The 21,665-nt window shown below is 59.0% G+C and carries 22 protein-coding genes and 1 pseudogene; 19 read left to right on the forward strand and 4 right to left on the reverse strand.

Features of this window, described 5'->3' with window-relative positions; all coding sequences use genetic code 11:
• Positions 1–3: 3 nt before the first annotated feature.
• Together trxA and CFB17_RS07600 are read left to right on the forward strand one after the other, a co-directional pair.
• Positions 4–327 (forward strand): thioredoxin TrxA, encoded by a 324-nt coding sequence (gene trxA, locus CFB17_RS07595; RefSeq protein WP_088560801.1) that lies wholly within the window; start codon positions 4–6, stop codon positions 325–327.
• A gap of 147 nt (positions 328–474) precedes the next feature.
• A complete protein-coding gene (locus CFB17_RS07600) occupies positions 475–654 on the forward strand; it encodes a DUF3309 domain-containing protein (RefSeq protein ID WP_088560802.1) in 180 nt (59 codons plus the stop codon).
• Positions 655–717: 63 nt separating this feature from the next.
• On the opposite strand, the gene CFB17_RS07605 is transcribed toward CFB17_RS07600, so the two are convergent.
• Positions 718–1,689 (reverse strand): lysophospholipid acyltransferase family protein, encoded by a 972-nt coding sequence (locus CFB17_RS07605; RefSeq protein WP_088560803.1) that lies wholly within the window; start codon positions 1,687–1,689, stop codon positions 718–720.
• A gap of 196 nt (positions 1,690–1,885) precedes the next feature.
• Between CFB17_RS07605 and CFB17_RS20040 the strand changes: the two are divergent.
• The 4 genes and pseudogenes from CFB17_RS20040 to CFB17_RS07620 form a co-directional block, all read left to right on the forward strand.
• A pseudogene (locus CFB17_RS20040) lies at positions 1,886–2,038 on the forward strand (double zinc ribbon domain-containing protein); the annotation flags it as partial.
• Positions 2,039–2,620: a ComF family protein gene (locus CFB17_RS07610; RefSeq protein WP_088560804.1), complete on the forward strand. Its 582-nt coding sequence runs from the start codon at positions 2,039–2,041 to the stop codon at positions 2,618–2,620. It begins immediately after the preceding pseudogene.
• 35 nt (positions 2,621–2,655) lie between these two features.
• Positions 2,656–2,943: a glutaredoxin 3 gene (gene grxC / locus CFB17_RS07615; RefSeq protein ID WP_243389788.1), complete on the forward strand. Its 288-nt coding sequence runs from the start codon at positions 2,656–2,658 to the stop codon at positions 2,941–2,943.
• A complete protein-coding gene (locus CFB17_RS07620) occupies positions 2,940–3,416 on the forward strand; it encodes a DUF1178 family protein (protein WP_088560806.1) in 477 nt (158 codons plus the stop codon). The genes grxC and CFB17_RS07620 overlap by 4 nt, the downstream gene beginning before the upstream one ends.
• A gap of 20 nt (positions 3,417–3,436) precedes the next feature.
• Here CFB17_RS07620 and ubiG read toward each other — a convergent pair whose 3' ends face one another.
• On the reverse strand, positions 3,437–4,264 hold the full coding sequence (gene ubiG, locus CFB17_RS07625; protein WP_088560807.1) for a bifunctional 2-polyprenyl-6-hydroxyphenol methylase/3-demethylubiquinol 3-O-methyltransferase UbiG: 828 nt from the start codon (positions 4,262–4,264) through the stop codon (positions 3,437–3,439).
• A gap of 93 nt (positions 4,265–4,357) precedes the next feature.
• On the opposite strand from ubiG, the gene CFB17_RS07630 reads away from it, so the two are divergent.
• The 13 genes from CFB17_RS07630 (at position 4,358) to CFB17_RS07690 (ending at position 20,745) form a co-directional block, all read left to right on the forward strand.
• Complete coding sequence (locus CFB17_RS07630) at positions 4,358–5,581, forward strand: aspartate kinase (protein ID WP_088560808.1); 1,224 nt, start codon at positions 4,358–4,360, stop codon at positions 5,579–5,581.
• Positions 5,582–5,727: 146 nt separating this feature from the next.
• On the forward strand, positions 5,728–6,792 hold the full coding sequence (locus CFB17_RS07635) for an NAD(P)H-dependent flavin oxidoreductase (RefSeq protein WP_088560809.1): 1,065 nt from the start codon (positions 5,728–5,730) through the stop codon (positions 6,790–6,792).
• Complete coding sequence (gene ptsP / locus CFB17_RS07640) at positions 6,789–9,152, forward strand: phosphoenolpyruvate--protein phosphotransferase (protein WP_088560810.1); 2,364 nt, start codon at positions 6,789–6,791, stop codon at positions 9,150–9,152. The genes CFB17_RS07635 and ptsP overlap by 4 nt, the downstream gene beginning before the upstream one ends.
• Before the next feature lie 196 nt (positions 9,153–9,348).
• The gene (locus tag CFB17_RS07645) at positions 9,349–10,509 is read left to right on the forward strand and encodes a helix-turn-helix domain-containing protein (RefSeq protein ID WP_088560811.1); all 1,161 of its coding nucleotides are present in this window, start codon (positions 9,349–9,351) and stop codon (positions 10,507–10,509) included.
• 139 nt (positions 10,510–10,648) lie between these two features.
• Positions 10,649–11,917, forward strand: coding sequence for a flavodoxin-dependent (E)-4-hydroxy-3-methylbut-2-enyl-diphosphate synthase (gene ispG, locus CFB17_RS07650; RefSeq protein WP_088560812.1), 1,269 nt, complete (start codon positions 10,649–10,651; stop codon positions 11,915–11,917).
• A gap of 69 nt (positions 11,918–11,986) precedes the next feature.
• Positions 11,987–13,258, forward strand: coding sequence for a histidine--tRNA ligase (gene hisS, locus CFB17_RS07655; protein WP_088560813.1), 1,272 nt, complete (start codon positions 11,987–11,989; stop codon positions 13,256–13,258).
• The gene (gene prfA, locus CFB17_RS07660; RefSeq protein ID WP_088560814.1) at positions 13,255–14,352 is read left to right on the forward strand and encodes a peptide chain release factor 1; all 1,098 of its coding nucleotides are present in this window, start codon (positions 13,255–13,257) and stop codon (positions 14,350–14,352) included. The genes hisS and prfA overlap by 4 nt, the downstream gene beginning before the upstream one ends.
• A gap of 10 nt (positions 14,353–14,362) precedes the next feature.
• Complete coding sequence (prmC, locus tag CFB17_RS07665; RefSeq protein ID WP_088560815.1) at positions 14,363–15,241, forward strand: peptide chain release factor N(5)-glutamine methyltransferase; 879 nt, start codon at positions 14,363–14,365, stop codon at positions 15,239–15,241.
• A 51-nt stretch (positions 15,242–15,292) separates the two neighbouring features.
• On the forward strand, positions 15,293–15,703 hold the full coding sequence (locus tag CFB17_RS07670) for a tellurite resistance TerB family protein (protein WP_088560816.1): 411 nt from the start codon (positions 15,293–15,295) through the stop codon (positions 15,701–15,703).
• A 2-nt stretch (positions 15,704–15,705) separates the two neighbouring features.
• A complete protein-coding gene (locus tag CFB17_RS07675) occupies positions 15,706–17,262 on the forward strand; it encodes an NAD(P)H-hydrate dehydratase (protein ID WP_279311718.1) in 1,557 nt (518 codons plus the stop codon).
• 275 nt (positions 17,263–17,537) lie between these two features.
• Positions 17,538–19,490 carry a PAS domain-containing protein gene (locus tag CFB17_RS07680; RefSeq protein ID WP_088560817.1) on the forward strand — a complete coding sequence of 651 codons (1,953 nt, stop codon included), beginning with the start codon at positions 17,538–17,540 and terminating at the stop codon, positions 19,488–19,490.
• Positions 19,399–19,806, forward strand: coding sequence for a diguanylate cyclase domain-containing protein (locus CFB17_RS07685; RefSeq protein ID WP_243389790.1), 408 nt, complete (start codon positions 19,399–19,401; stop codon positions 19,804–19,806). Before CFB17_RS07680 ends, CFB17_RS07685 begins: the two co-directional genes overlap by 92 nt.
• Before the next feature lie 48 nt (positions 19,807–19,854).
• Positions 19,855–20,745 (forward strand): putative bifunctional diguanylate cyclase/phosphodiesterase, encoded by an 891-nt coding sequence (locus CFB17_RS07690; RefSeq protein WP_088560818.1) that lies wholly within the window; start codon positions 19,855–19,857, stop codon positions 20,743–20,745.
• Here the strand turns inward: CFB17_RS07690 and CFB17_RS07695 are convergent.
• The gene (locus tag CFB17_RS07695; RefSeq protein ID WP_088560819.1) at positions 20,735–21,181 is read right to left on the reverse strand and encodes an arsenate reductase ArsC; all 447 of its coding nucleotides are present in this window, start codon (positions 21,179–21,181) and stop codon (positions 20,735–20,737) included. The genes CFB17_RS07690 and CFB17_RS07695 overlap by 11 nt on opposite strands.
• A gap of 9 nt (positions 21,182–21,190) precedes the next feature.
• Positions 21,191–21,661, reverse strand: coding sequence for a UPF0262 family protein (locus CFB17_RS07700; RefSeq protein ID WP_088560820.1), 471 nt, complete (start codon positions 21,659–21,661; stop codon positions 21,191–21,193).
• Between the last annotated feature and the right edge of the window lie 4 nt (positions 21,662–21,665).

Below are 21,665 nucleotides of genomic sequence, written 5' to 3' on the forward strand. Positions count from 1 at the left end.
GGCATGGCCATTATTCAGACGACCGACACGGCGTTCGAAAAGGACGTTTTGAAGGCCGATAAACCGGTAATCGTCGATTTCTGGGCCGAGTGGTGCGGCCCGTGTAAGATGATTGCGCCGCATCTTGAGGACCTCGACAAGGAACTGAGCGACAAAGTTCAGATCGTCAAAGTGAATATCGATGATAATCCGCTGACCCCCACCAAATTCGGCGTGCGCGGTATCCCGACCCTGATGATGTTTAAAAACGGCGAATTGGCCGCCACGAAGGTTGGCGCGCTGCCTAAGCGACAGTTGGTCGATTGGGTAGAAGAAAGTCTGGGATAGCCCGTGACAGATCCCATACGGAGGCCGGGGTCCGATCAGCAGCCTCGGAACCGCCTCGTTGAATTGCTGTTTTCGATATAGCTCGTAGTTGAAACTGTCCGGATTGACCGGGCGCGGTGCGGGCATCGATAACCAAGGTGACCAACGATGCTGACGCTGCTGATTATCCTGATCATCCTACTGCTCTTAAGCGGCGGTTACGGACGCATCGGCGGATTCGGACCGTCGCGAGCGGGTGGATTTGGAGGCATGGATATCGTCTCTCTCCTCCTGCTCATTGTTGTGGTCATCGTTCTATTGCGATTTGTCGGTGTCTGGGGCGTCTGAGAACACCAGCATTGTCGTCAGAACAACAAAAAGGCCTCGTCCTGAATGTCGGGATGAGGCCTCTCAAGCCAATCCGGCAGCGTTGCGCAGCGTAGACGTCGCACGCATTACCGGCCGCGTCCATCGATGCTTGGTCGCTGCACACCAGTCTTCGGGCTTTTCGCGTATCCAGGCGGCAAAGTGCTCGTTTACTTTTGCCATGACGTCGAAAGCAGCTGCGCGAAAGTCGCGCTGGCCTTCTTCAATGAAGATGGGTGGGTAGGCAGTCAGGCGGAACCGCACGCCTGGCAGGCGTTCAAGCCGGGCGGGTATTACGCCCGTTCCGGCTTTGAGCGCCATCCGCGCGGGGATCGTGGTGGTGGGCGCCGGGATGCCCGCAAAAGGGACCAGTTCGCCCGAATCGATCCGGTGGTCGACAAAGAGGCCGACGCTTCGACCAGCGCGCAATTCCTCCACCGTACGTCGTGCCGTTTGCTCGATAGGGATGAAGCCGCAGGGGATGGTATTGCGCCATTTTGCGACGAGCGCTTCCAACCCCTTGTTATGCTGCTCCTGATAAACCACGCTCAGCGGAAAATTACCTACGATCCCGCCCAGTGCGGGCATATTCCAGTTTCCCTGATGCATCGCGGCGAAGACGAAGCCCCTGGGCCCACGCCGCAGCAAATCGCCATCGAATCTGAGATCCAATTCGAGGCGTCGGTCTCTTACCATCTGCGGAAGATGCGGGTATTCGGCAACCACCCGGCCGATTTGTCCCCAGATCGCCACTGCTGTCTGTTGGATCCAGGCATCGTCACGGTCGGGAAAGATCATCCGCAGGTTATTAAGAACGTTGCGATGCTTGCGTGTGCGAGGACCAGCCCATTTGCCTACGGCAAAACCCAGATCCGACGCGCGCTCAATGGGAAGCGCCCTCGCGACCGCCATAACGGCGCCAACCGAGCTTGTCTCGATACGCCGAAGCGCGCGGTCGACCACCGGATATTTTCCGGCGAGTGGCGCCAGATGACGATTGAAATAGATGCGTGCCATCGTGTCCTATACGCGCAATATGCTAAAAAAATTTGCCTAATTCAATTTAAGGTTGTTAGCACCCATCTCCCTTTCTAATATAAACCGACCGATTGAACTCTGCATCTCATAGCGATGACCCGCTCATGAAAAAGCAACCACCTCCAGGTTACTGCTTGCAGATGCTTACCCCTGCAGCCTAGCCACGGGCTAAGATTTGGCCGCGCAACATGCATCTTTCAATCGTGCTCTTAGTCCGATCGCACGCGGGATCGGAAAGGGCATTGATGTCGTACTCCCGCGACGCTGCCTAGCGTGCAACGAATTCATCAATGCCGCGAATGGCTTGTGCCCAGGATGCTGGTCGCGGATGCGTTTTCTTCACTCCGTTTCGACGGGCGACGAAGATGAAGCCCTACCAGTCAACAGCCTTAACGGCTCGCGATCTGCGCTTATCTATGACGAGGCCAGCCGGCACCTTATCCTCGGTTTCAAACATGGCGGCCGCATCGAGGGCGTGGAATTATTCGCGCGCTGGATGGTAGAGGCCGGCCGGGAGATTCTGGCTGAAGCGGATATTATTCTCCCAGTCCCGCTGCACCGATGGCGCCTGCTGAGGCGAGGCTTCAATCAGTGCTCGCTCCTTGCTCGTCGGATTTCACATTTCACCGGCGTCCCGACCGAAGACAACATCCTTCGTCGAACTCGTCAGACGCGGTCTCAACAAGGATTGAACGCCCGCGCACGCCATTCAAACATAACACCGGCTACCTTCGCGATATCACCCAAACGGGCACATCTGGTGCAAAATGCCCGCATCGTGCTGATCGATGACGTGCTGACGACAGGCACAACCTTGGCAGCTTGCGCACAGGTACTGAAACAACACGGCGCATGCTCTGTGACGGCCTTGACGCTTGCACGAACGGGATACGGTGCCGATATGGGTTGAGGTTGTTGTGCTGCTCAAGATGGAGGTTCCCGCCATTGCCCGCCGCCGAGATCGTCATCTACACTCAGCCCCTCTGCGGCTACTGTTCCCGCGCCAAACATCTCCTTGACGCCAAAGGCCTCGTTTACGAGGAGATCGACCTTTTTGCCGAACCGGCAAAAAGGCGCGAAATGCTGGCGAAATCGGGAGGGCGTCGTACCGTACCGCAGATCTTCATTGGCACCACCCATGTCGGTGGCTGCGATGACTTGGTCGCACTGGACCGGGCCGGTAAGTTGGACGCCTTGTTGGCGACGATAAGGTCGCCGGCAGAGCAATCATGATCCGATTTTCGCTCGCTTGTGAACGCGAACATGAGTTTGAGGGGTGGTTCAAAAGCAACGCCGGCTTTGATCAGCAAGTGGCTGTCGGCGGTATAGAATGCCCTTTTTGTGGATCATCGCAGATCCGTAAGGCTCTGATGGCTCCAGCGATCGCCAAGCGCACACGACGAGACGATCAGGATGCGCCCCCGACTTCGAGCGGTGCAGCGACGAGCCTGCCCTCACCTACCAGTGCGCCACCTGCAGCGCAGCTTGCAGCCGCAGTTCATCTGGTGCGCGCCTTACACAAGCACATCGAAGCAAATTTGGAGAATGTGGGTGAACGCTTCGCCGAAGAAGCCCGTCGCATTCATTATGGCGAAGCCGAGGAACGCGGGATTTACGGTCAGGCGTCCCACTCGGATGTCGAAGCGCTTGTCGACGAGGGAATTGCCGTCAAACTGATCCCACCTTTGCCGGAGTTCGACAGCTAGAAGGGCAGAGGGTGCGGAGATCAGGCAAGAGGCCTGATCGAGCTGACCATGTAGTTTACCCGAACGTCAGGCGTACGGTAGAAGCATGACTTGCCTAGATCGTAATTGATGCCGGCGATATCGAGCGGAATGAGACCTGCACGCCGCAAAAGACCCGTGGTCTCAGCGGGAGTCAAAAAGCGTCGCCAATCATGGGTTCCTCGGGGTAGCCATTTAAGAATATACTCAGCAGCGACAATGACTTGTCCAAACGAACGTACCGTGCGTGCGGGGGTACTCAGAAGGACGAGGCCTCCTGGACGGACGAGATGGGCCAACGAACTCACGAAGGCCTGAGGGTCGGCAACGTGCTCGATTACCTCTGAGGCGATCACCGCGTCGAACCTAAGGTCTTCTTCGATCAGCTGGTCCGTCGTGGCCACGCGATAGTCAATTTCCAGGCCGCTCGCCGCGGCGTGTCTATTGGCGACATCGATCAGTGCTGCTTCTAGATCGACACCCGTCATTCGCGCGCCCAGTCGGGCTAGCGGCTCCGCCAGCAGCCCGCCGCCGCAGCCGACATCCAACACAGCTAATCCGGACAGCGCAGCAGCGCTATCGACGCCGCCGCCCAGCCGCTTTACCATCTCGTCACGAAAAAAACCGATGCGGACGGGATTCATCATGTGCAACGGCCGCATCGGACCACGCAGGTCCCACCAGCCTTCGGCCAACCGCTCGAACTTCGCCCGCTCGCTGGCTGAAGTCCCCGTCGACGACGGCCCTTCTCCATCATCACGATCGGTCGCAGGTTGCGCGCTTTTGCCCGCAACAGGATGCCCGCGACGCTTGTTCTCGTTCGTCCCCATGATTAAGAAGGCCCCGCTTTTCGAAGGTCGAGCATATTTCCGTTCGCCTAAAAGAAGATATGCTTAGATGTATTTTTGCGAGTCCAACATCCCGTGACACTGGTCGTTCAAAAATATGGCGGCACTTCGGTAGGCGATCTCGATCGCATCCGCAATGTCGCCAAACGCGTCAAGGCGGCTCGCGAGAGCGGCCTAAAGATCGCTGTTGTCCTCTCTGCGATGGCGGGGACGACAAACAAGCTCGTGGACTGGGTGATGAGCCTGGATGCGGCGAGCTTTGACGAAGCGGAATACGATCAGGTCGTCGCAACCGGCGAGCAGATCACGATCGGGCTGTTGGCAATAGCCCTTCAAACACTGGGCGTGCCGGCGCAATCGTTCCTGGGCTGGCAGGCAGGCTTTAGGACCAGCGCCGACCACAGCAAAGCCCGGATCCTCGAGGTCGACGCCACCGCGGTTAAGCAGTGCCTCGACGAGGGCAAGGTCGCGATCGTCGCGGGTTTTCAAGGTATCTCGCCCCAAGGGCGGATAACCACCCTAGGCCGGGGCGGCTCCGACACGTCGGGCGTGGCCCTGGCCGCCGCACTGGGGGCTGCCCGCTGCGACATCTTCACCGATGTCGATGGAGTCTACACGACGGACCCTCGCATCGTAGCCAAGGCTCGCAAGCTCGATCGCATCACCTATGAAGAGATGCTAGAAATGGCATCTGTGGGCGCCAAGGTGCTGCAGACGCGCTCCGTGGCCTTGGCCATGCAACATGGCGTTAGGATTCAAGTCTTGTCTTCTTTCGATGACAAGCCAGGGACCCTAGTTGTCGACGAGGACGAGATCTTGGAAACGCAAATCGTTAGCGGTATTGCCTATAGTCGCGAGGAGGCAAGATTGACCGTAGTTGCGGTCAACGATCGGCCGGGCGTCGCCGCCAGCATCTTCGAACCCTTGGCAGAGGCCAACATCAACGTCGATATGATCGTCCAGTCGGTCAGTCGGGACGGCAAAAGCGCGGCGCTGACGTTCACCGTTACCCGCTCCGATCTGCCAAGGGCGCTCAACCTTCTCGAGTTGGCCAAAGAGGATATTGGATTCGACCGGATCGTGGCCGACAGCAACGTGGCCAAGATATCCGTTATTGGCGTCGGCATGAGAACCCACGCCGGAACGGCACGAACGATGTTCCGTACACTAGCGGAAAAAGGTATCAACATTCAGGCTATATCCACCTCCGAGATCAAGGTGAGCGTTCTCGTCGCAGAAGATTATACAGAGCTCGCGGTACGCGCCCTTCATTCCGCCTACGGCCTTGATGCCGCCTAATAAGCGAGGGGCGTGTATTCCCAGCAACATGGTCGACCATATCATCTGTTTCGGTTGAACGTTTTGAGAACCGAGCGTGTCGATCCCCGTTTGGGCTGAGTCCTATCCCGGTGACGGGCCGACCCAACGAGCGCCGGAAGAAGTCGATGACGGACCAGCATTTTCATCCATTGACGGACCATCGCTGGTCAACCGGCGTCGCATTCCTGGGATCGAGACTAGCCATCATGGCCGGGGCTATGACCTGGGTTTCCGAGCACCAGTTGGTCAGTGCCATTTCGAACGCGGGCGCCTTTGGCGTCCTAGCCTGCGGCGCCATGAACCCATCGCAGCTGGAAGGTGAGATTCGCGCGACGCAACAGAAGACGAGCCAACCCTTCGGTGTGAATCTCATCGTGATGCACCCGGCCTTGAGCGACCTCGTGAATGTCTGCATTATGATGAAGACGACTCATGTCGTTTTGGCCGGAGGCCTACCGTCACGTGAGATCATCGCAAAGCTCAAGCAGGCCGGCATCAAGATTCTCTGCTTCGCGCCGAGCGCCGCGATTGGCCGCAAGCTGGTCCGCGACGGTGCTGACGCGCTGATCATTGAAGGTCACGAGGCAGGTGGGCATGTCGGGCCGGTCGCGACCTCGGTGCTGGCTCAAGAGATCTTACCCGCCATCAGGGATGTGCCGGTCTTCGTGGCGGGAGGCATCGGCCACGGGGAGGCGATCGCGGCTTATCTCAATATGGGCGCTGCCGGCGTTCAGATGGGCACCGCATTCGTCTGCGCCGAAGAGTCCAAAGCGCACCCCGCTTTCAAGCGGGCATTCGTGCGTGCGGCGGCACGCGATGCGGTGGTCTCCGTCCAGGTCGACCCGAATTTTCGCGTCATTCCCGTCCGCGCCCTGGCTAATGCGGGAACGGAGCGCTTCACGCGAACGCAAGTTGATATCAGCGGGAAATTTCGCGCAGGCGAGCTCACGTTCGAGGAGGCCTCGCTCGCGATTGAGCATTACTGGGCAGGTGCCTTGCGGCGCGCGGTTGTGGAAGGCGATGTCGAAAACGGATCTCTGATGGCGGGCCAGAGTGTTGGATTAGTCAGAAAAATCCAGCCGGCCACCTCGATCCTCGAGGAACTTCTGATCCAGACCGAATTGGCTCTGGCCCGCGATCTTGACTATCGTTCCCAGAACACTCCAGGGCCGTCGGATCCGCCTAAGTGACAGGCCCCTACGTCAACCGGACGACGTCTGACCAGGGCGCGGAGCCTCGCCGTGGTGCAGAATTCGGCAGCGCACGCCGCCTGCTGCGCCGGCTCATCGAGGTCGTAGCCGAGCAGATCAGCCCCCAGCAGCGGCTGGATCGCATCGTCAAGATGATCGCTGCCAATCTCGTTGCGGAAGTCTGTTCGGTCTACGCTCAACGCGCCGGCGATGTGATCGAGCTTTTCGCGACGGAAGGCTTGGCCGGCGAAGCCGTGCATCATGTGCGCATGCGCGTCGGGGAAGGCCTGGTCGGTCGTATCGCTGCCACTGGCGTCGTGATCAACACGGCGGATGCCCAAGGCCATCCGAACTTTCGCTATTTCCCCGAGACCCGGGAAGAGAACTACGCCTCGTTCCTCGGTGTTCCAATCCTAAGATCGGGGCGCGTCGTCGGCGTCCTGACCGTCCAGAACTCCGCTCGTCGCATCTACAGCGAGGAAGAGGTCGAGGCGCTCCAGATCATCGCCTCGGTGCTAGCGGAGATGTTCGCCTCCGGCGGCCTCGTCGATCCTGCGCAATACGGGGATGTGCCGGGGCTGTCTCATGAACCGCAGCGCCTCGAAGGACGACGACTGGTAGACGGCGTTGCCGTTGGGCACGCTTTCCTGCACGAGGCGCGCGTTGAGATTGAGCGCCTCCTGTCCGATGATCCGGCCTATGAGCGCGACCGGGTCGATGCCGCCATGGAGGAACTCAAGGCTTCGCTCGACGCAATGCTCGCTCGCAGTGACCTTGCGGCCGGCGAGCATCGCGAGGTCCTAGAAACCTACCGGATGGTTGCGCAAGATACTGGCTGGCGCCGGCGTATTCGCGAGGCCGTCGACACCGGTCTTTCCGCGGAGGCCGCCGTCCGGCGCGTCCAGGAAGAAACCCGGCTGCGCATCGGCCATGCCAGCGACCCCTATCTTCGCGAGCGGCTTTTGGATCTGGATGATCTGGCCAATCGCTTGCTCCGGCATCTGACCGGGGCAGCGTTACAGGGGCCTGCCGATCTACCGGACGACGCAATCATCGTCGCGCGCAACCTGTCGGCCGCCGAACTCGTTGAGTATGATCGAACCCGGCTGCGCGGCATCATTTTGGAAGAAGGCTCGCTCACGGCGCACGTCACAATCGTCGCCCGTGCCTTCAACATACCGGTCGTCGGACGGGTCGACAGCGCGATGTCGCTGATTGAATCTGGCGACATTGTCGCTCTCGATGGTTCGCACGGCACGCTCTTTCTTCGACCAACGGACGACGTTCTCCACGCATTCACGCGCACCGTGCAACTGCAGGCAGAGCAACGGCAAGCGTATCAGGCACTGCGTGTGCAGCCGGCGATCACCCTCGATGGCATAAAGATAAGGCTCTCGATCAATGCTGCCTTCCTCGCCGATCTCGTAGGCTTCGAGGAGTCGGGTGCCGACGGTATTGGCTTGTTTCGTACCGAACTTGCCTTCATGACGCGCAGCACCCTGCCCACGGTCGCGGATCAGGCCGCCCATTATCGCGACGTGCTGGACCGGACGCAGGGAAAGCCTGTCATCTTTCGCACGCTCGATATTGGCAGCGATAAGCAGGTGTCCTATTGGCGCATGCCAGCGGAAGACAATCCGGCCCTAGGTTGGCGCGCGATGCGCATGATGCTGGATCGCCCGGCCATTCTGGCTGCCCAACTTCGGGCCATGGCCCGGGCTGCCGCAGAGCGTGAACTCTATATTATGTTCCCGATGGTGGCCGATGTCGACGAGCTCATCGCTGCGCGGCGCATTCTCGATCGGGAAGTAAACCAAGCCCGCCTCGCGGGCCAAGGCCCCCGACAGGTCACGGTTGGCGTGATGCTGGAAGTTCCCGCCTTGATGTTCCAACTCGATGATCTTCTTCCCCTAATCGACTTCGTCTCGGTTGGCACCAACGACCTGGCCCAGTTCCTCTTTGCCTGCGATCGGGGCAATCCCGCGGTGGCCGAACGCTACGACTTGCTCTCACCTGCGCTATTGAACCTGATTGAGCATTTGGCTCAGCGATGTCAGGCCTATGGCGTGAGCCTTGGTGTCTGCGGCGAGATGGCCAGCCGGCCGATTGAAGCAATGGCGCTGGTGGCTCTCGGTGTCCACCACCTCTCCGTCGTCGCATCGGAGATCGGACCGATCAAGGCGATGATACGCTCGCTGGATGCCTCAAGATTGAGAGAATTCTTGCATACGGCGCGTAACTGGGCCGGGCGGCGAACCGGCGGCTCCCATCTGCGCGCAAGCATGATCGATTGGGCCGTCGACCACGGCATAGCCCTACCCGATATCGGCACTTGGGCTACGACACTGGATCCCCAATAGCAGCGAATGCCACACCCATCTTTTTTTCGCGCCTGCCTAGGTAACGCTAACCCGAAACACATAATTCTCGACTAGGATCGAGAACGTTACGATTGAGTTTGGAGCATGCCGAGCTGCCTGCTACCATTTTTCAACGCGCGGTTGCTAGGCTACGAAAATCGTCACGACGCTATCTTAACACAGGCTATGATGAAGCATGAGCCAGCGAATCCCTGAACAGCGCAGCATGATGGACGACAAGTCCCTGCAGTTGATCGTTTCGTTGGGAGAGGCCTTGCGCGAGGCGCGCCAGAACCGAGGCGAGGATCTCTATGACGTCGCCAGTTATCTGCGCATCAAGCCTTCTTATCTCTACGCACTCGAGGAAGGCGACATTTCGCTGACGCCGGGGCGGGCTTACGCCCTGGGCTTCATACGCAGCTATGCGGATTATCTTGGATTCGATGGCGGCGATGTCGTCCGCCAGGTGAAGCAGGCTGTCGACAGGAGCGAGGTCTCTCCGCCCCTGCGCTATCGAACACCGATCAGTGGAGAGACTGCTCGTCCCAGTGGTTTTCTTCTCGGCCTTTCGATCGTCCTTATCGGCTTGATTTACGGCACTTGGCACATCTATTTCCGTGGCGAGCCGATGCTGGACCGCGTCACGTCGGTGCCTGGGGAATTGGGGCGGATGACAGCGGAGTTGCTGAATACGTCGGCACCGACCGAGCAACCGAAATCCTCCTTAGCGCCTGCGGCCGCCGTGACTTCAATGGCTCGTTCGCCCGAGGAAAGCATAACGCCGTCACAGAGCATCCAAATTGCCAAGGCCCCGGGTGCCACCCTTCCGGCCGAACAGCCGCAGAGCGATCGACTGCCTGCATCGGCGGATGCCCTCGGCAACAGGACGACTGCTTCGGTCCAGCCAAGCTCGCCCTCGCATGGCGATACCTCTTCGCCGGTGACAACCGCCGACCTGCTGCAGGCGCTCAAGGCGTCCGGCCCGCTCCCCAACCAGACGAATACGACCGGTACCGGAGAGGCCTCCTCCCTGCCGGACCACTCGCCAGCGAGCGATCCGATGGAGGCCGCTGCGGCCGACGCGCCAAGGGTGATCCTCGTTGCCCGCGAAAACAGCTGGATACAGATCAAAAGTGCGGATCGAGATTTCGTCCGCACGACGACATTAACGCCCGGGCAACGGATCGAATTGCCGAATCGTACCGATCTCGCGCTTTGGACCGGGAATGCAGGTGGGTTGGAAGTCGTCGTAGACGGCCAGAATCTCGGTGTTTTAGGTCAAAGCGGTCGCGTCGTTCGTGACGTGGCGCTCTCGCCGTCACAGCTGAAGAGCCGGCAAAGCTCAATACAGCACTAGGAGGACGCGCTGGCCCCGCGAGATCCATGCGATCGCCGCGCGATGGTTGCGCGCTGCCTGCCATAGGGGCATACGACTCCCGAAACTCACGAGCCAAACCTAGGGCGGCCTAACGGTCGCGGAATTCGGGATCGGCAGGATGGTTGAGCTAGCTACGATCGAGCGGCGTCTGACGCATCGTGTAATGGTCGGCGACGTTGCGATCGGCGGCGGCGCACCCGTCGTCGTTCAATCGATGACGAACACAGATACCGCTAATGTCAATTCAACGACCGATCAGATCATCGAACTCGCACGCGCTGGCTCGGAGATCGTTCGAGTAACCGTCAACAACGAGGCGTCGGCCCGTGCCGTCCCGCTCATACGCGAGCGTCTCGATCTGCTTGGTTGGAAAACGCCTCTGGTGGGCGATTTCCATTATAATGGACATCGGCTGCTAGCGGAGGTGTCAGAGCTCGGTCCGGCGCTGGCCAAGCTACGCATCAATCCCGGGAATGTCGGCTTCGGTGACAAGCGCGACCGTCAGTTCGAGGCGATGATCGAAGCAGCACTGCTCTGCGGCCGGCCTGTACGGATCGGGGTGAATTGGGGGTCTCTGGACCAGGAAATGGCTTCCAGGCTGATGGATCTCAACGCCCAAAGCCCGTCGCCGCGTCCCGCCGAGTTCGTCCTTCGCGAAGCACTCGTACGATCTGCCCTGGAAAACGCCGCGCAGGCGGAATGCATTGGCCTGCCTGCAGATCGCATTGTAATTTCCGCCAAAGTCAGCCGCGTCCAGGATATGATCGCTGTCTATCGGGCCTTGGCGCAGCGCTCGAATTACGCCCTTCATCTCGGCTTGACGGAGGCCGGAATGGGGATCAAAGGCGTGGCCGCGACCACTGCCGCACTGGGCTTTCTTCTCCAAGATGGCATCGGCGATACCATCCGCGCTTCCTTGACTCCCGTCCCCAATGAGAGCCGTACCAACGAAGTCCTGCTATGCCAGCAAATTTTGCAGTCGCTTGGCATTCGCGCCTTCCTGCCCCAGGTCACGGCCTGCCCTGGCTGCGGGCGCACAACGAGCACCTTCTTTCAGGAACTGGCTGACAAGATCCAGACGTTCCTGCGCGACAAGATGCCGAACTGGAAAGAACAATATCCCGGTGTCGAAAAGCTCAATGTTGCGGTCATGGGGTGCATCGTCAACGGCCCCGGAGAGAGCCGTCACGCCGACATCGGCATCAGCCTGCCCGGAACGGGTGAGAATCCTACGGCTCCTGTCTTCATCGATGGCGAAAAAGCAATGACCCTTCGCGGTTCCAGGATCGCAGAGGAGTTCGAGGCGATCATCGAGGACTATATCGCGCGACGATTTGGTACCGGCACGATCGAAGATCGCCATGCATCGCTGCTGAATGCAGACTAGGGGCAGCGCTTACGCGCCGAAACGCCTTCCCCTCTTCCTCCTCCGCCTTTTCCTTTGATCGATACGGTGATGACTCAACTACGTCCTGTCCGCGGCACGCATGATCTTCTCGGCGAAGAGCTTCGACGGCACCGAAAGGTGGCGAAAGAGGCGCAGTCGACTGCAGCGCTCTACGGGTTTGAAGAGATCGCCACGCCTATTTTCGAATTCGTCGACGTCTTTAAAAGGACGCTAGGAGACGTCTCCGACGTTGTCACCAAGGAAATGTACGCCTTTACGGACCGAGGCGGTGAATCGCTCGTACTCCGTCCGGAAAATACCGCGGCCGTCGTCAGGGCAATGCTGACCAATGGGCTGACACAGACCCTTCCCCAAAAGCTCTTTTATTATGGGCCTATGTTTCGCTACGAACGGCCACAGAAGGGACGTCAGCGACAGTTTCACCAGATCGGCGTCGAACTGATCGGCGCCCCCGAGCCGGAAGCCGACATTGAATGCATTGCCCTAGGTCACCATATCCTGACCAGGCTGGGGCTTGGTGACGTAGTCAGTCTTGAGCTCAATACTTTGGGCAATCCTGAAAGCCGCAAAGCCTACAGGACGGCTCTGGTCAGCTATTTGAGCGGCTTCAAAGACAAGCTGTCGAGTGAAAGCCTGGAGCGTCTGGAACGGAACCCGCTGCGAATCCTCGACAGCAAGGACCCGGAAGACCGTCAGATCGTTGACGGTGCGCCTATCGTGCTCGATTATTTGAATCCTGAGAGCCGCAGCTTCTTTGAGAAGGTCAAAGAAGGCCTGCATCAGCTTGGATTGCCCTACACGCTCAACCCGCGCCTCGTGCGCGGCCTCGACTATTACAATCACACCGCCTTCGAATTCGTTACCTCGGCCTTGGGCTCCCAGGGTACCGTCATGGGTGGTGGGCGGTATGATGGCTTGATGCGCGTCATGGGCGGCCCAGATATCCCGGGTGTGGGATGGGCTGCAGGCGTCGAACGCCTGGCGATGCTTCTGGCCGATGTAGCCGCCGCGACGCGCCCTGTCGCACTGATCCCAATCGGCGAACGAGCCGAAGGCGCAGCGTCCGTCGTTGCAGCGGAGCTGCGCCATGCGGGCATTGCCGTAGAACTTGCCTATAAGGGAAAGCCCGCAGCACGACTGAAGAAGGCTGACAAGGCCAACGCGGGCATAGCTATCTTTCTTGGAGACGATGAGCTGGACAAGAACGTTGCCAGACTCAAGAACCTGGACGATGGCGTCGAAGAAGAAATGGCTCTGAGTCAGTTAGTCGAGCAGTTGCTTGCAAGAGGGCTCGGTTCTTTGGATCGCTCGTCCCCATGAGCCGATCCGATGGCTCTCGCCACACACGCAACTTTGACGACAAGCTGGACGCCATACTGGCCCGCCGCGACGAATTGCAATCACTTCTCTCGGCAGCACAATCCTCGGATTTCAGCTCGCTCGCACGTGAATATAGCGAGCTGGAACCTGTGGCCGAAGCCATCGGCTTGTGGCGTGCCTCGCACCGAGAACTCAAGGACCTCGAGGAATTAAGCCAGGAGGCGACCGGAGATCCTGAGATGCGCGAATTGGCAATGCAGGAGCGAGCCGACATCGCGCTGCGCCTGGAGGAGCAAGAGCGCGCCTTGAAGCTGCTACTGCTGCCCAAGGACATTGCCGATGCCAAGAGCGCGATCCTTGAAATCCGCGCAGGCACGGGCGGTGACGAGGCAGCCTTGTTCGCCGCGGATCTGCTGCGCATGTATCAGCGCTATGCCGACCTGCATGGCTGGCGCATGGAATTATTGTCCGCGAGCGAGAACGATCTCGGTGGGTTTAAGGAGGTCACCGCGGAAATTGCCGGCTCCGGCGTTTTCGCGCTGCTCAAATTCGAGGCCGGAGTCCATCGTGTTCAGCGCGTGCCGGTAACCGAAGCCGGAGGTCGAATCCACACCTCCGCTGCGACCGTCGCGGTCCTGCCCGAAGCGGAGGACGTCGATGTCGACATTGACGATGGCGATCTCCGCATCGATGTCTATCGTGCCAGCGGTGCCGGTGGACAGCATGTCAACAAGACGGAAAGTGCGGTTCGCATCACGCATTTGCCAACGCAGACAGTCGTCGCGATCCAGGATGAAAAGAGCCAGCACAAGAACAAGGCGAAGGCCTTGAAAATCCTCCGCGCCAAACTTTTCGACATGGAGCGGGCCCGCCTGTCGGCAGAGCGGTCGGCCGACAGGCGCGATCAAGTCGGTTCGGGCGATCGCTCCGAGCGAATAAGGACCTACAATTTTCCGCAAGGCAGGGTGACCGACCACCGCATCAATATGACCCTTTATAAGCTCGATGACGTGCTATCCGGCGCAGCGCTCGATGAATTCATCAATGCCCTGATAGCCGAGGATCAAGCCGCCCGGCTGACGGAGATAAGCTGAGATCTCGATCATGTCGGGAGATTCGTCCGTCGCGACGCTATTAGATATGGGCGTCGCCGCCCTCAAGGCGGCAGGTGTCGAGAACCCGCGTGCGGAGGCACGTCTGCTCCTCGCCTACGCGACAGGGTTGGATAAGGCGGCGCAGATCCGCGACCCGCAGACAAAAGTGACTACGCCCCAGCAGCATCGCTACGATGGCTTGGTAAGTCGTCGCGCCGCGCGCGAACCGATGGCCTACATCCTGGGACATCGAGAATTTTATGGCCTCGAATTCGACGTCAACCCGGCTGTCCTGATACCACGTCCCGAAACCGAATTGATCGTCGAGCGGGGATCGCAGCTTCTCGCCGGTGCGCACCAAGCTCGCATCCTTGACATTGCAACGGGCTCGGGCTGCCTCCTCGTGGCACTCCTAACGTCACTTCCGGGATCATCCGGCCAAGGAAGCGACGTCAGCGCCCCGGCCCTTGAGATCGCGAAAGCCAATGCGAGGAAACACGGCGTCGACGCGGCAACGGAGTTTTTTCTTGCAGACTGGGCGAAAGGCATTGAGGGACCTTTCGATCTCATCGTTAGCAATCCGCCATACATTCCTCACGCGGAGATAGCGCACCTGCAGCCTGAGGTAGCGCTGTTCGAGCCTTTGATGGCACTAGACGGTGGGACGGACGGCATCGAACCCTACAAGGCCATGACGCCCGATCTTATGCGCTTGAGCGGACCCACTACCCGCATTCTTCTTGAGATTGGCCAAGGACAGGAAAATGTCCTTGACGCCTGGTTCGCCCAACACGGGTTTGTGGTTGGCATGCATAGAGACCATGCTGGGATTGTCAGGGTCCTGGAACTCTGTTGGCCTGTCACCTTCGACAGGTCGCTCCATCCCTGATATGCCCTACCAGAATGCTGAGATGGTCCGGCGTCGCGAGGAGTATGGCAAATGCAGCGCAAACTCGATCATCACGCTGCGCTTATCTACACGATGGTGATGGTGTCCGCTGCCGACCGCATCTCGGATGCGGAGCTCGATATCATGACCTATCTGGTCGAGCACCTGCCGATCTTTCAGGACTTCGATCGCAGCCGGATAGACGACCTGGGCCGGGAATGCGCTGAACTTCTGGACCAAGAGGATGGGCTTGATCTGGCACTCGAGTTGATCGCCGATGCGCTGCCCGCCCCGCTCCGGGAAACCGCCTACGCTCTGGCCTGTGACGTGGTCGCGGCCGATGGTGCAGCCATGCAGCTCGAACTGCGCATGCTGGAGATGCTCAGACATCGCCTCAACCTCGACCGCCTAGTCGCATCCGCGATCGAGCGCGCAGCATCGGCGCGCCACAGGATAGCATAAGGGTGGCCCCCGGCATCCGGCTGGTCGCCTGGGCAAAACGGCCGCTCCTGGGTGCTCGCCAGTCCGGGTTGCTTGATCGCCAAGCCGAGGCTGAAGGCATAAGCGGCCTCGAGCTCATGGCCTCCGCAGGTGCTGCGGTAGCTCGCCGAATTACGCTTCACGACAAACCGGCAGAACCGGTTCTCGTCCTATGCGGGCCTGGCAATAATGGCGGGGATGGATGGATCATTGCGACCGAGCTGGCGGCGTTGGGCTGGCCAGTGCGCGTGGCGAGCCTCATTCCGCCAGCGAATCTCAAGGGCGACGCTGCGGCCGCCAGAGCCCGATGGACGGGTCCCGTCGAGGCGATCACGCCTGAAACGCCGAAGAATGCATCCATCATTGTCGACGCATTGTTCGGCGTCGGATTGAATCGGGCCCTCGACCCGGCAGCAGCCAGCGTGGTCGACGGCGTCAACCAACTTCGAGCGAACCGTCCTAAAACGTTGGTCTATGCCGTCGACATACCAAGCGGTGTAGACGCTGACACCGGCGACATTCGTGGAACGGCGATCAAGGCAACTCACACGGTCAGCTTCGTCACCGCAAAGCCAGGGCACCTGCTGTATCCTGGTCGATCGAATCGCGGCCATCTCGACGTGGTCGATATAGGAATAGACGCTCAATTGATCGACAGGCTGACGCCAAGGCTGTTCGCCAACAGCCCGGCGCTTTGGGGATCCAGCCTTCCCGAACGGGGACCGGATTCCCACAAATATAAGTTCGGGCATGCGCTCATCGTGGGCGGCCCGGCAAAGAGTACCGGGGCTTCAAGATTGGCTGCGATCGCGGCATTGCGGATTGGCGCTGGCCTGGTAAGCGTCGTCACGGCCAGTTCCGCGCTCCCGATCTATGCAAGCACGCTCACGAGCGTCATGACGAAAATCGCAGATAGTAAAGAAGAAATCGAAGAATTGCTGAATGATGAGCGGATCACGGTCATACTGATCGGTCCAGGGGCCGGCATCACCAAGGCGACAGAGGATACACTGGAACTCATTCTGCGACGGCCAGGAAAGGCAGTCCTCGATGCAGATGCTCTCAGCGTGCTGGCCAACGCATCCCATCTGCGCGCATTGCTGCACGCTAACGTCGTTCTCACACCGCATGAAGGCGAATTCAAACGCCTCTTTCCATCGATCCGGGGTACACGCATAGAGCGGGCTGAAAGTGCCGCGCGGGAGAGCGGCGCAACGATTGTTCTCAAGGGCGCCGACACTATCGTGGCGACGCCCGACGGCCGTAGTGCGATCATGGGGGAGGCTCCCCCATCGCTTGCGACCGCCGGAACGGGTGACGTGCTCGCCGGCTTGATAACCGGCATCTTTGCGCAGAACGTAACAGCGTTCGAGGCGGCCTGCGCCGGAGTCTGGCTGCATGCCGAGGGAGCCGCCATGCATACCAGTGGGCTCATTGCGGAGGATCTACCTCGCTCGGCCGCCCTTGCTCGCGGACGGTTGCACGTCAGTCCTAGTCGGCACGCAGCCGTGATGTTACCGATCCATCAGCCTTGCGCCTAACCGCGCTGCCCTCCGAGCTGGACTATGGCCCGCCCCAGAGAACGGCTCAACGGTTTAGAGCGGACGGGGTTGACGGCATAAATAAGCTGGAAGTCTCGCAGAGACGTCAGCGGCGGCGTGCGATGGAGCGAGCGGGGCGACGTGATCGCAGATCGAAAGAAGGAACGCGGCCACATCGTCATCCCGCCTGAAGTTGCCAGCACCCGCAAGTATGGCGACCGCGCTTCAAAAAGAGCGCCGATTTTGTCGGTTAACTCATTGGGCCGACGAGTAACGTGATCGAACCGCCAGACATACCCGGCCTTCTAGACCTTTGTCAGGAAGCACTGATCGTCCTGAAACGACAGGAAAGCGATCGCCTGCTCCCTGAGATCGTTATGGTCAACCGCAAGCTCAACGAGCTTCTGGGCTATTCCCGTACAGAGTTGATAGGCCGCAGCGTGCGAGCACTGCGCGGCCGCGGCTTAGGCCGGGAGGCATTCATCGCCTTCACCCGTGCCCTTGCCCGAGAGAAAAGCGAAGACTTCCTGTTACCGCTCAGAGCAGCAGACGATCATGACCTCCTGGCACGGATACGCATCGTCCAGATCCCCGCCAGACGCGATCTCGTATCGCTGTGGATTCAGAGTGGCAACTCCACTGATGCTCGTCACGACCTAGTCTCCACGATACTCGCGGCGCTGCCGAGACTTCAAAGCCTTTCGGATGATCATTTCTATGTCATGGAAATTACCGATGATCTTCACTTCAAGATGCTTTGGCTCGATGGGCGCGCAGAAGCCAATCTCGGCTATTCGATCAAAGATTTGGAAGAACTCGACGGTCTTACCGGTATCGTCGTGGAGGATGACCGGGCGCTTTTGCGCGAACATCATCAACGGTTGATCGCCGGCGAATCACTTGAGACAAGCTATCGGGTGCGGCTGCCCAACCGATCCATTCGACGAGTGCTGGATCGGGCGCAGGCCTTAAAATCGTCCCATTCCGCGCTGGCTTTCCATGTCGTCGGCTCGCTCAGGCCCACGCACGACCTACGGGAAGGCATAACGAGCAACTCAAACTTGATCCGCCTGGGGGCAGCGCTCGCTGGACAGTTACATGCCCTCGTCTGTCTCGTCTCAGAGAGAGGCGACATCGTCTGGGCTAGCAACGAGCCCGCAACGCCATTAGCCGATTCCATCCGGCGGGCGATGGGTAGAGACGTGACCCGCTACGTCTCCGGTCGCCATCTTGATGATTGGCTGAACCTCGTGGACCAAGCCTTTGTCGAGATTGCTCCGGTCAACGGGGGATTGCATTGGCCGCTCGACAATGAAGCAATACCACTCTTTGTCCACGCAGCGCGTGTCGACGAGGAATTCGCCCTCCTGGTCGTCCGGCCGAGCGAAGATGTCATTAATGGACGTCCAAGCGCCGCTGGCCTTCGAGGCAAGGCAAGCAACGAATTTCTCGCCATCGAACTTTTGAGCCAGCCTGCGTTCACGATAAGTGGCAGCGGCATCATAGCCGAGATCAACAAAGCCGCTCTTCAGCTATCGCACAGGAATTTCGGCGACAGATTGGCAACGGGTGCAGGCCTTCAGACCCTCGTCGATACATCCTTCGCTCCATCGGTCACGCAGGCGCTGCTGCGCGCCAACCAGACGGGCGAAATCGTGACCATCGAGGCGGGATTGGGCGACCCGTATCAGTCAATCTTCATCAAATTCCATTTTCAGCTCATCCACGATCCCAGTTCGACGAGACCTTCCAAGCTCCTGGCTGTTATGGATATCGTCGATCAAGTTGAGCCGTCGCCCCTTGAAGCCAGTCGGCTAGAGGCACACCTCTCGGCCGTCTTGGACCTAGCAAATGACGGACTTCTTCTGGTCGACGAATTCGGCCGGGTCCTGCGTGCCGATGCCAAGGCTAACAGCATGTTTGGTCGAGAGACTGGCTCCCTCGAGGGCTGCGAACTCGACGATTTGCTAAAACGGGTCGACGGAACCAACGGCGCTCTCGAAGCGCTCGTCGACCGGTTGTCCGCGGATCCCTCGCGGAGCGAGATCATGTTGGCGGGAGCTTGCTCCGATCGAGGTCCGGGCGCGATCAGTCGCTTATCAGGGCGCGCGGGACTACGTGCTGGCGCTGCGCGACGTGCAGCTTCAGAAAGAAAACGAAGAGGCATTGCACTTCTTTGCTTTCTACGATGTCCTAACAGGACTTCCCAATCGTCGTCTTTTTCTTGAGAAGCTATTGCAAAGCCTCGAGCATGCACGCGTTATTAACGGCATGGTGGCCGTTCTTCTTCTCGATCTCGATCGCTTCAGATTAATCAACGAGTCCTTGGGCTTCGCAACCGGCGACCAGGTCCTGAGTGCCGTAGCTGGACGGCTGGTGGCTCAATTGGGCGAGCAGGAAACCACGGCACGGCTCTCAAGCGACGAATTCATCATTCTCGTTCCGAATGTCGGATCGGTCGAAGCCGCCGGCAAAATGGCCAGGCATCTGCTCGAGACCATCCGGAGTGGCCTTGTCCTGGCCGATCATGAACTCTCCCTGTAGGCCAGCATCGGCCTCGCGCTCTACCCGAGTGACGGGACCAACGCTGAAATGTTGATGCAGAACGCGACGACGGCTTGTGCCAGAGCGGCGGAACAGGGAGGTAATCGATTTCAATTCTATGCCGACGAGATGAACAGCACTGCGCTCCAGCGCCTGATGCTGGAGTCCCGATTACGGCGAGCCCTCGAGCAAGGAGAGTTCGTTGTATATTACCAGCCGATCGTGAGTGTCGCTGACGGACAGATCCTGGGTGTCGAAGCTCTTCTGCGATGGTTTCATCCCGAGATCGGGATGGTATCTCCAAGCGAATTCATCCCCCTCGCAGAGGAGACGGGGCTGATCGTCCCGATCGGAAATTGGGTGCTCGGCGTCTCGTGCCGACAAGTTCGGCGATGGCAAGAACAATTCGACCGTCCCAATTTGCGTCTGTCGGTGAACTTGTCCGCGCGTCAGTTCGAACTCGATGATCTGCCCGCCACCATTGCCAACGTCTTGCGAGAGACCAATCTTGCGCCGGAACTGCTTGAGTTGGAATTGACCGAGAGCGTGGTCATGGGTGACGCAGAAGAAGCAGAACAAAGGATGGAGGACTTGACCGCCATCGGCGTAAGGCTGGCGATCGACGATTTTGGCACTGGCTATTTGTCCCTCGGCTATCTTCGCCGCTTTCCGATCCAAGCCCTTAAAATCGATCGCTCGTTCACGACGGAGATTGAGCGCGACCATGGAAGCCTGACGATCGTCAAGGCCATCATCGGATTGGGCGAGAATCTTGGTATGCGGATCGTTGCGGAGGGCGTGGAATCTCAAGCACAGCTTAGCCTCCTGCAGGCATTAAGATGTACTGAAGTCCAAGGCTACTACCTTTGCCGTCCTCTCCCTGCCGAGGAAATCATGAACGCGTTACAAGCCACTAGCCTCCCGCTTATCAAAGGATAATCCGGACGTTTTGCTGAGGAAACCGATCTCGAATCCGCGTGAATAATTGATCCCGAAGAAGACGATAGGCTGCCATACGCTGTTCGCGACTTCCTTCCACTTCGGAGGGATCCATCATGTGCCAGAATTCCAGCTCGCAGGAGCTATCACGCGTCAACTCAACCGCACTATGCTGAGCTTCGGGCGACAGCGATATCACGAGGTCGAAATAACCATCTTCGAGTTGGCTGAAGAGCTTTGGCCTATGACGGGAGAGGTCAATGCCGACTTCGTCGAGCACCTGAACGGCCATTGCGTCGAGTTCGCCCGGGCGAACACCCACACTGTCGACGAAGATTTGCCGCCCATGAAGGAACTTGAGAATAGCCTCCGCCATCGGCGATCGAATTGAATTGAACGTGCAGGCGAAGAGGACACTGGAGGGTAGATCCGACATCGGCAAAAGCTAGCTGCGTACATGCAGGACGCAGATCAACGTGAACAATCGTCGGGCTGTTCCAGCGTCCATGCTGACCTTAGTCTCCAGTACGTCTGCTAGAAGCTTGGCTCCTTCGTCGTGCAAGCCTCGACGCGCCATATCCAACGCTTCGATCCGTGTTGCCGTCGCGCCCTTAATGGCGGAAAAATAGCTTTCACAAATAAGAAAATAGTCTTTGATGACCCCTCGCAGCGATCTTACCGGTATCAGTATCTCCTGTTCACCAAGATAGGCCTTCACCTCCAAGACGAGCGTTGAATCGCGAAGTCCCATCATCAACTCATAGGGACCTGCCGGACCGTCCTTCAATGCGAAGCTATTGCCTTCGATAAGATCGAAGATCGCTACATTTCGCTCATGTTCGATTTCCGGGCTCCACCGGATGACGCTTCGTTCGTCGATCACAACTTTGACGATACGCGACGTCGGCTTGCTCAAAGCG

It is taken from the genome of Arboricoccus pini, assembly GCF_900187945.1.
Classification (GTDB): domain Bacteria; phylum Pseudomonadota; class Alphaproteobacteria; order Geminicoccales; family Geminicoccaceae; genus Arboricoccus; species Arboricoccus pini.

Bases quoted from the DNA above. Each gene is read 5' to 3' on its own strand.
- trxA (WP_088560801.1), top strand. From the start codon at position 4: ATGGCCATTATTCAGACGACCGACACGGCGTTCGAAAAGGACGTTTTG.
- CFB17_RS07600 (WP_088560802.1), top strand. From the start codon at position 475: ATGCTGACGCTGCTGATTATCCTGATCATCCTACTGCTCTTAAGCGGC.
- CFB17_RS07605 (WP_088560803.1), bottom strand. From the start codon at position 1,689: ATGGCACGCATCTATTTCAATCGTCATCTGGCGCCACTCGCCGGAAAA.
- CFB17_RS07610 (WP_088560804.1), top strand. From the start codon at position 2,039: ATGCGTTTTCTTCACTCCGTTTCGACGGGCGACGAAGATGAAGCCCTA.
- CFB17_RS07620 (WP_088560806.1), top strand. From the start codon at position 2,940: ATGATCCGATTTTCGCTCGCTTGTGAACGCGAACATGAGTTTGAGGGG.
- ubiG (WP_088560807.1), bottom strand. From the start codon at position 4,264: ATGGGGACGAACGAGAACAAGCGTCGCGGGCATCCTGTTGCGGGCAAA.
- CFB17_RS07635 (WP_088560809.1), top strand. From the start codon at position 5,728: ATGACGGACCAGCATTTTCATCCATTGACGGACCATCGCTGGTCAACC.
- CFB17_RS07645 (WP_088560811.1), top strand. From the start codon at position 9,349: ATGAGCCAGCGAATCCCTGAACAGCGCAGCATGATGGACGACAAGTCC.
- ispG (WP_088560812.1), top strand. From the start codon at position 10,649: ATGGTTGAGCTAGCTACGATCGAGCGGCGTCTGACGCATCGTGTAATG.
- hisS (WP_088560813.1), top strand. From the start codon at position 11,987: ATGACTCAACTACGTCCTGTCCGCGGCACGCATGATCTTCTCGGCGAA.
- prfA (WP_088560814.1), top strand. From the start codon at position 13,255: ATGAGCCGATCCGATGGCTCTCGCCACACACGCAACTTTGACGACAAG.
- prmC (WP_088560815.1), top strand. From the start codon at position 14,363: ATGTCGGGAGATTCGTCCGTCGCGACGCTATTAGATATGGGCGTCGCC.
- CFB17_RS07670 (WP_088560816.1), top strand. From the start codon at position 15,293: ATGCAGCGCAAACTCGATCATCACGCTGCGCTTATCTACACGATGGTG.
- CFB17_RS07690 (WP_088560818.1), top strand. From the start codon at position 19,855: ATGTTGATGCAGAACGCGACGACGGCTTGTGCCAGAGCGGCGGAACAG.
- CFB17_RS07695 (WP_088560819.1), bottom strand. From the start codon at position 21,181: ATGTCGGATCTACCCTCCAGTGTCCTCTTCGCCTGCACGTTCAATTCA.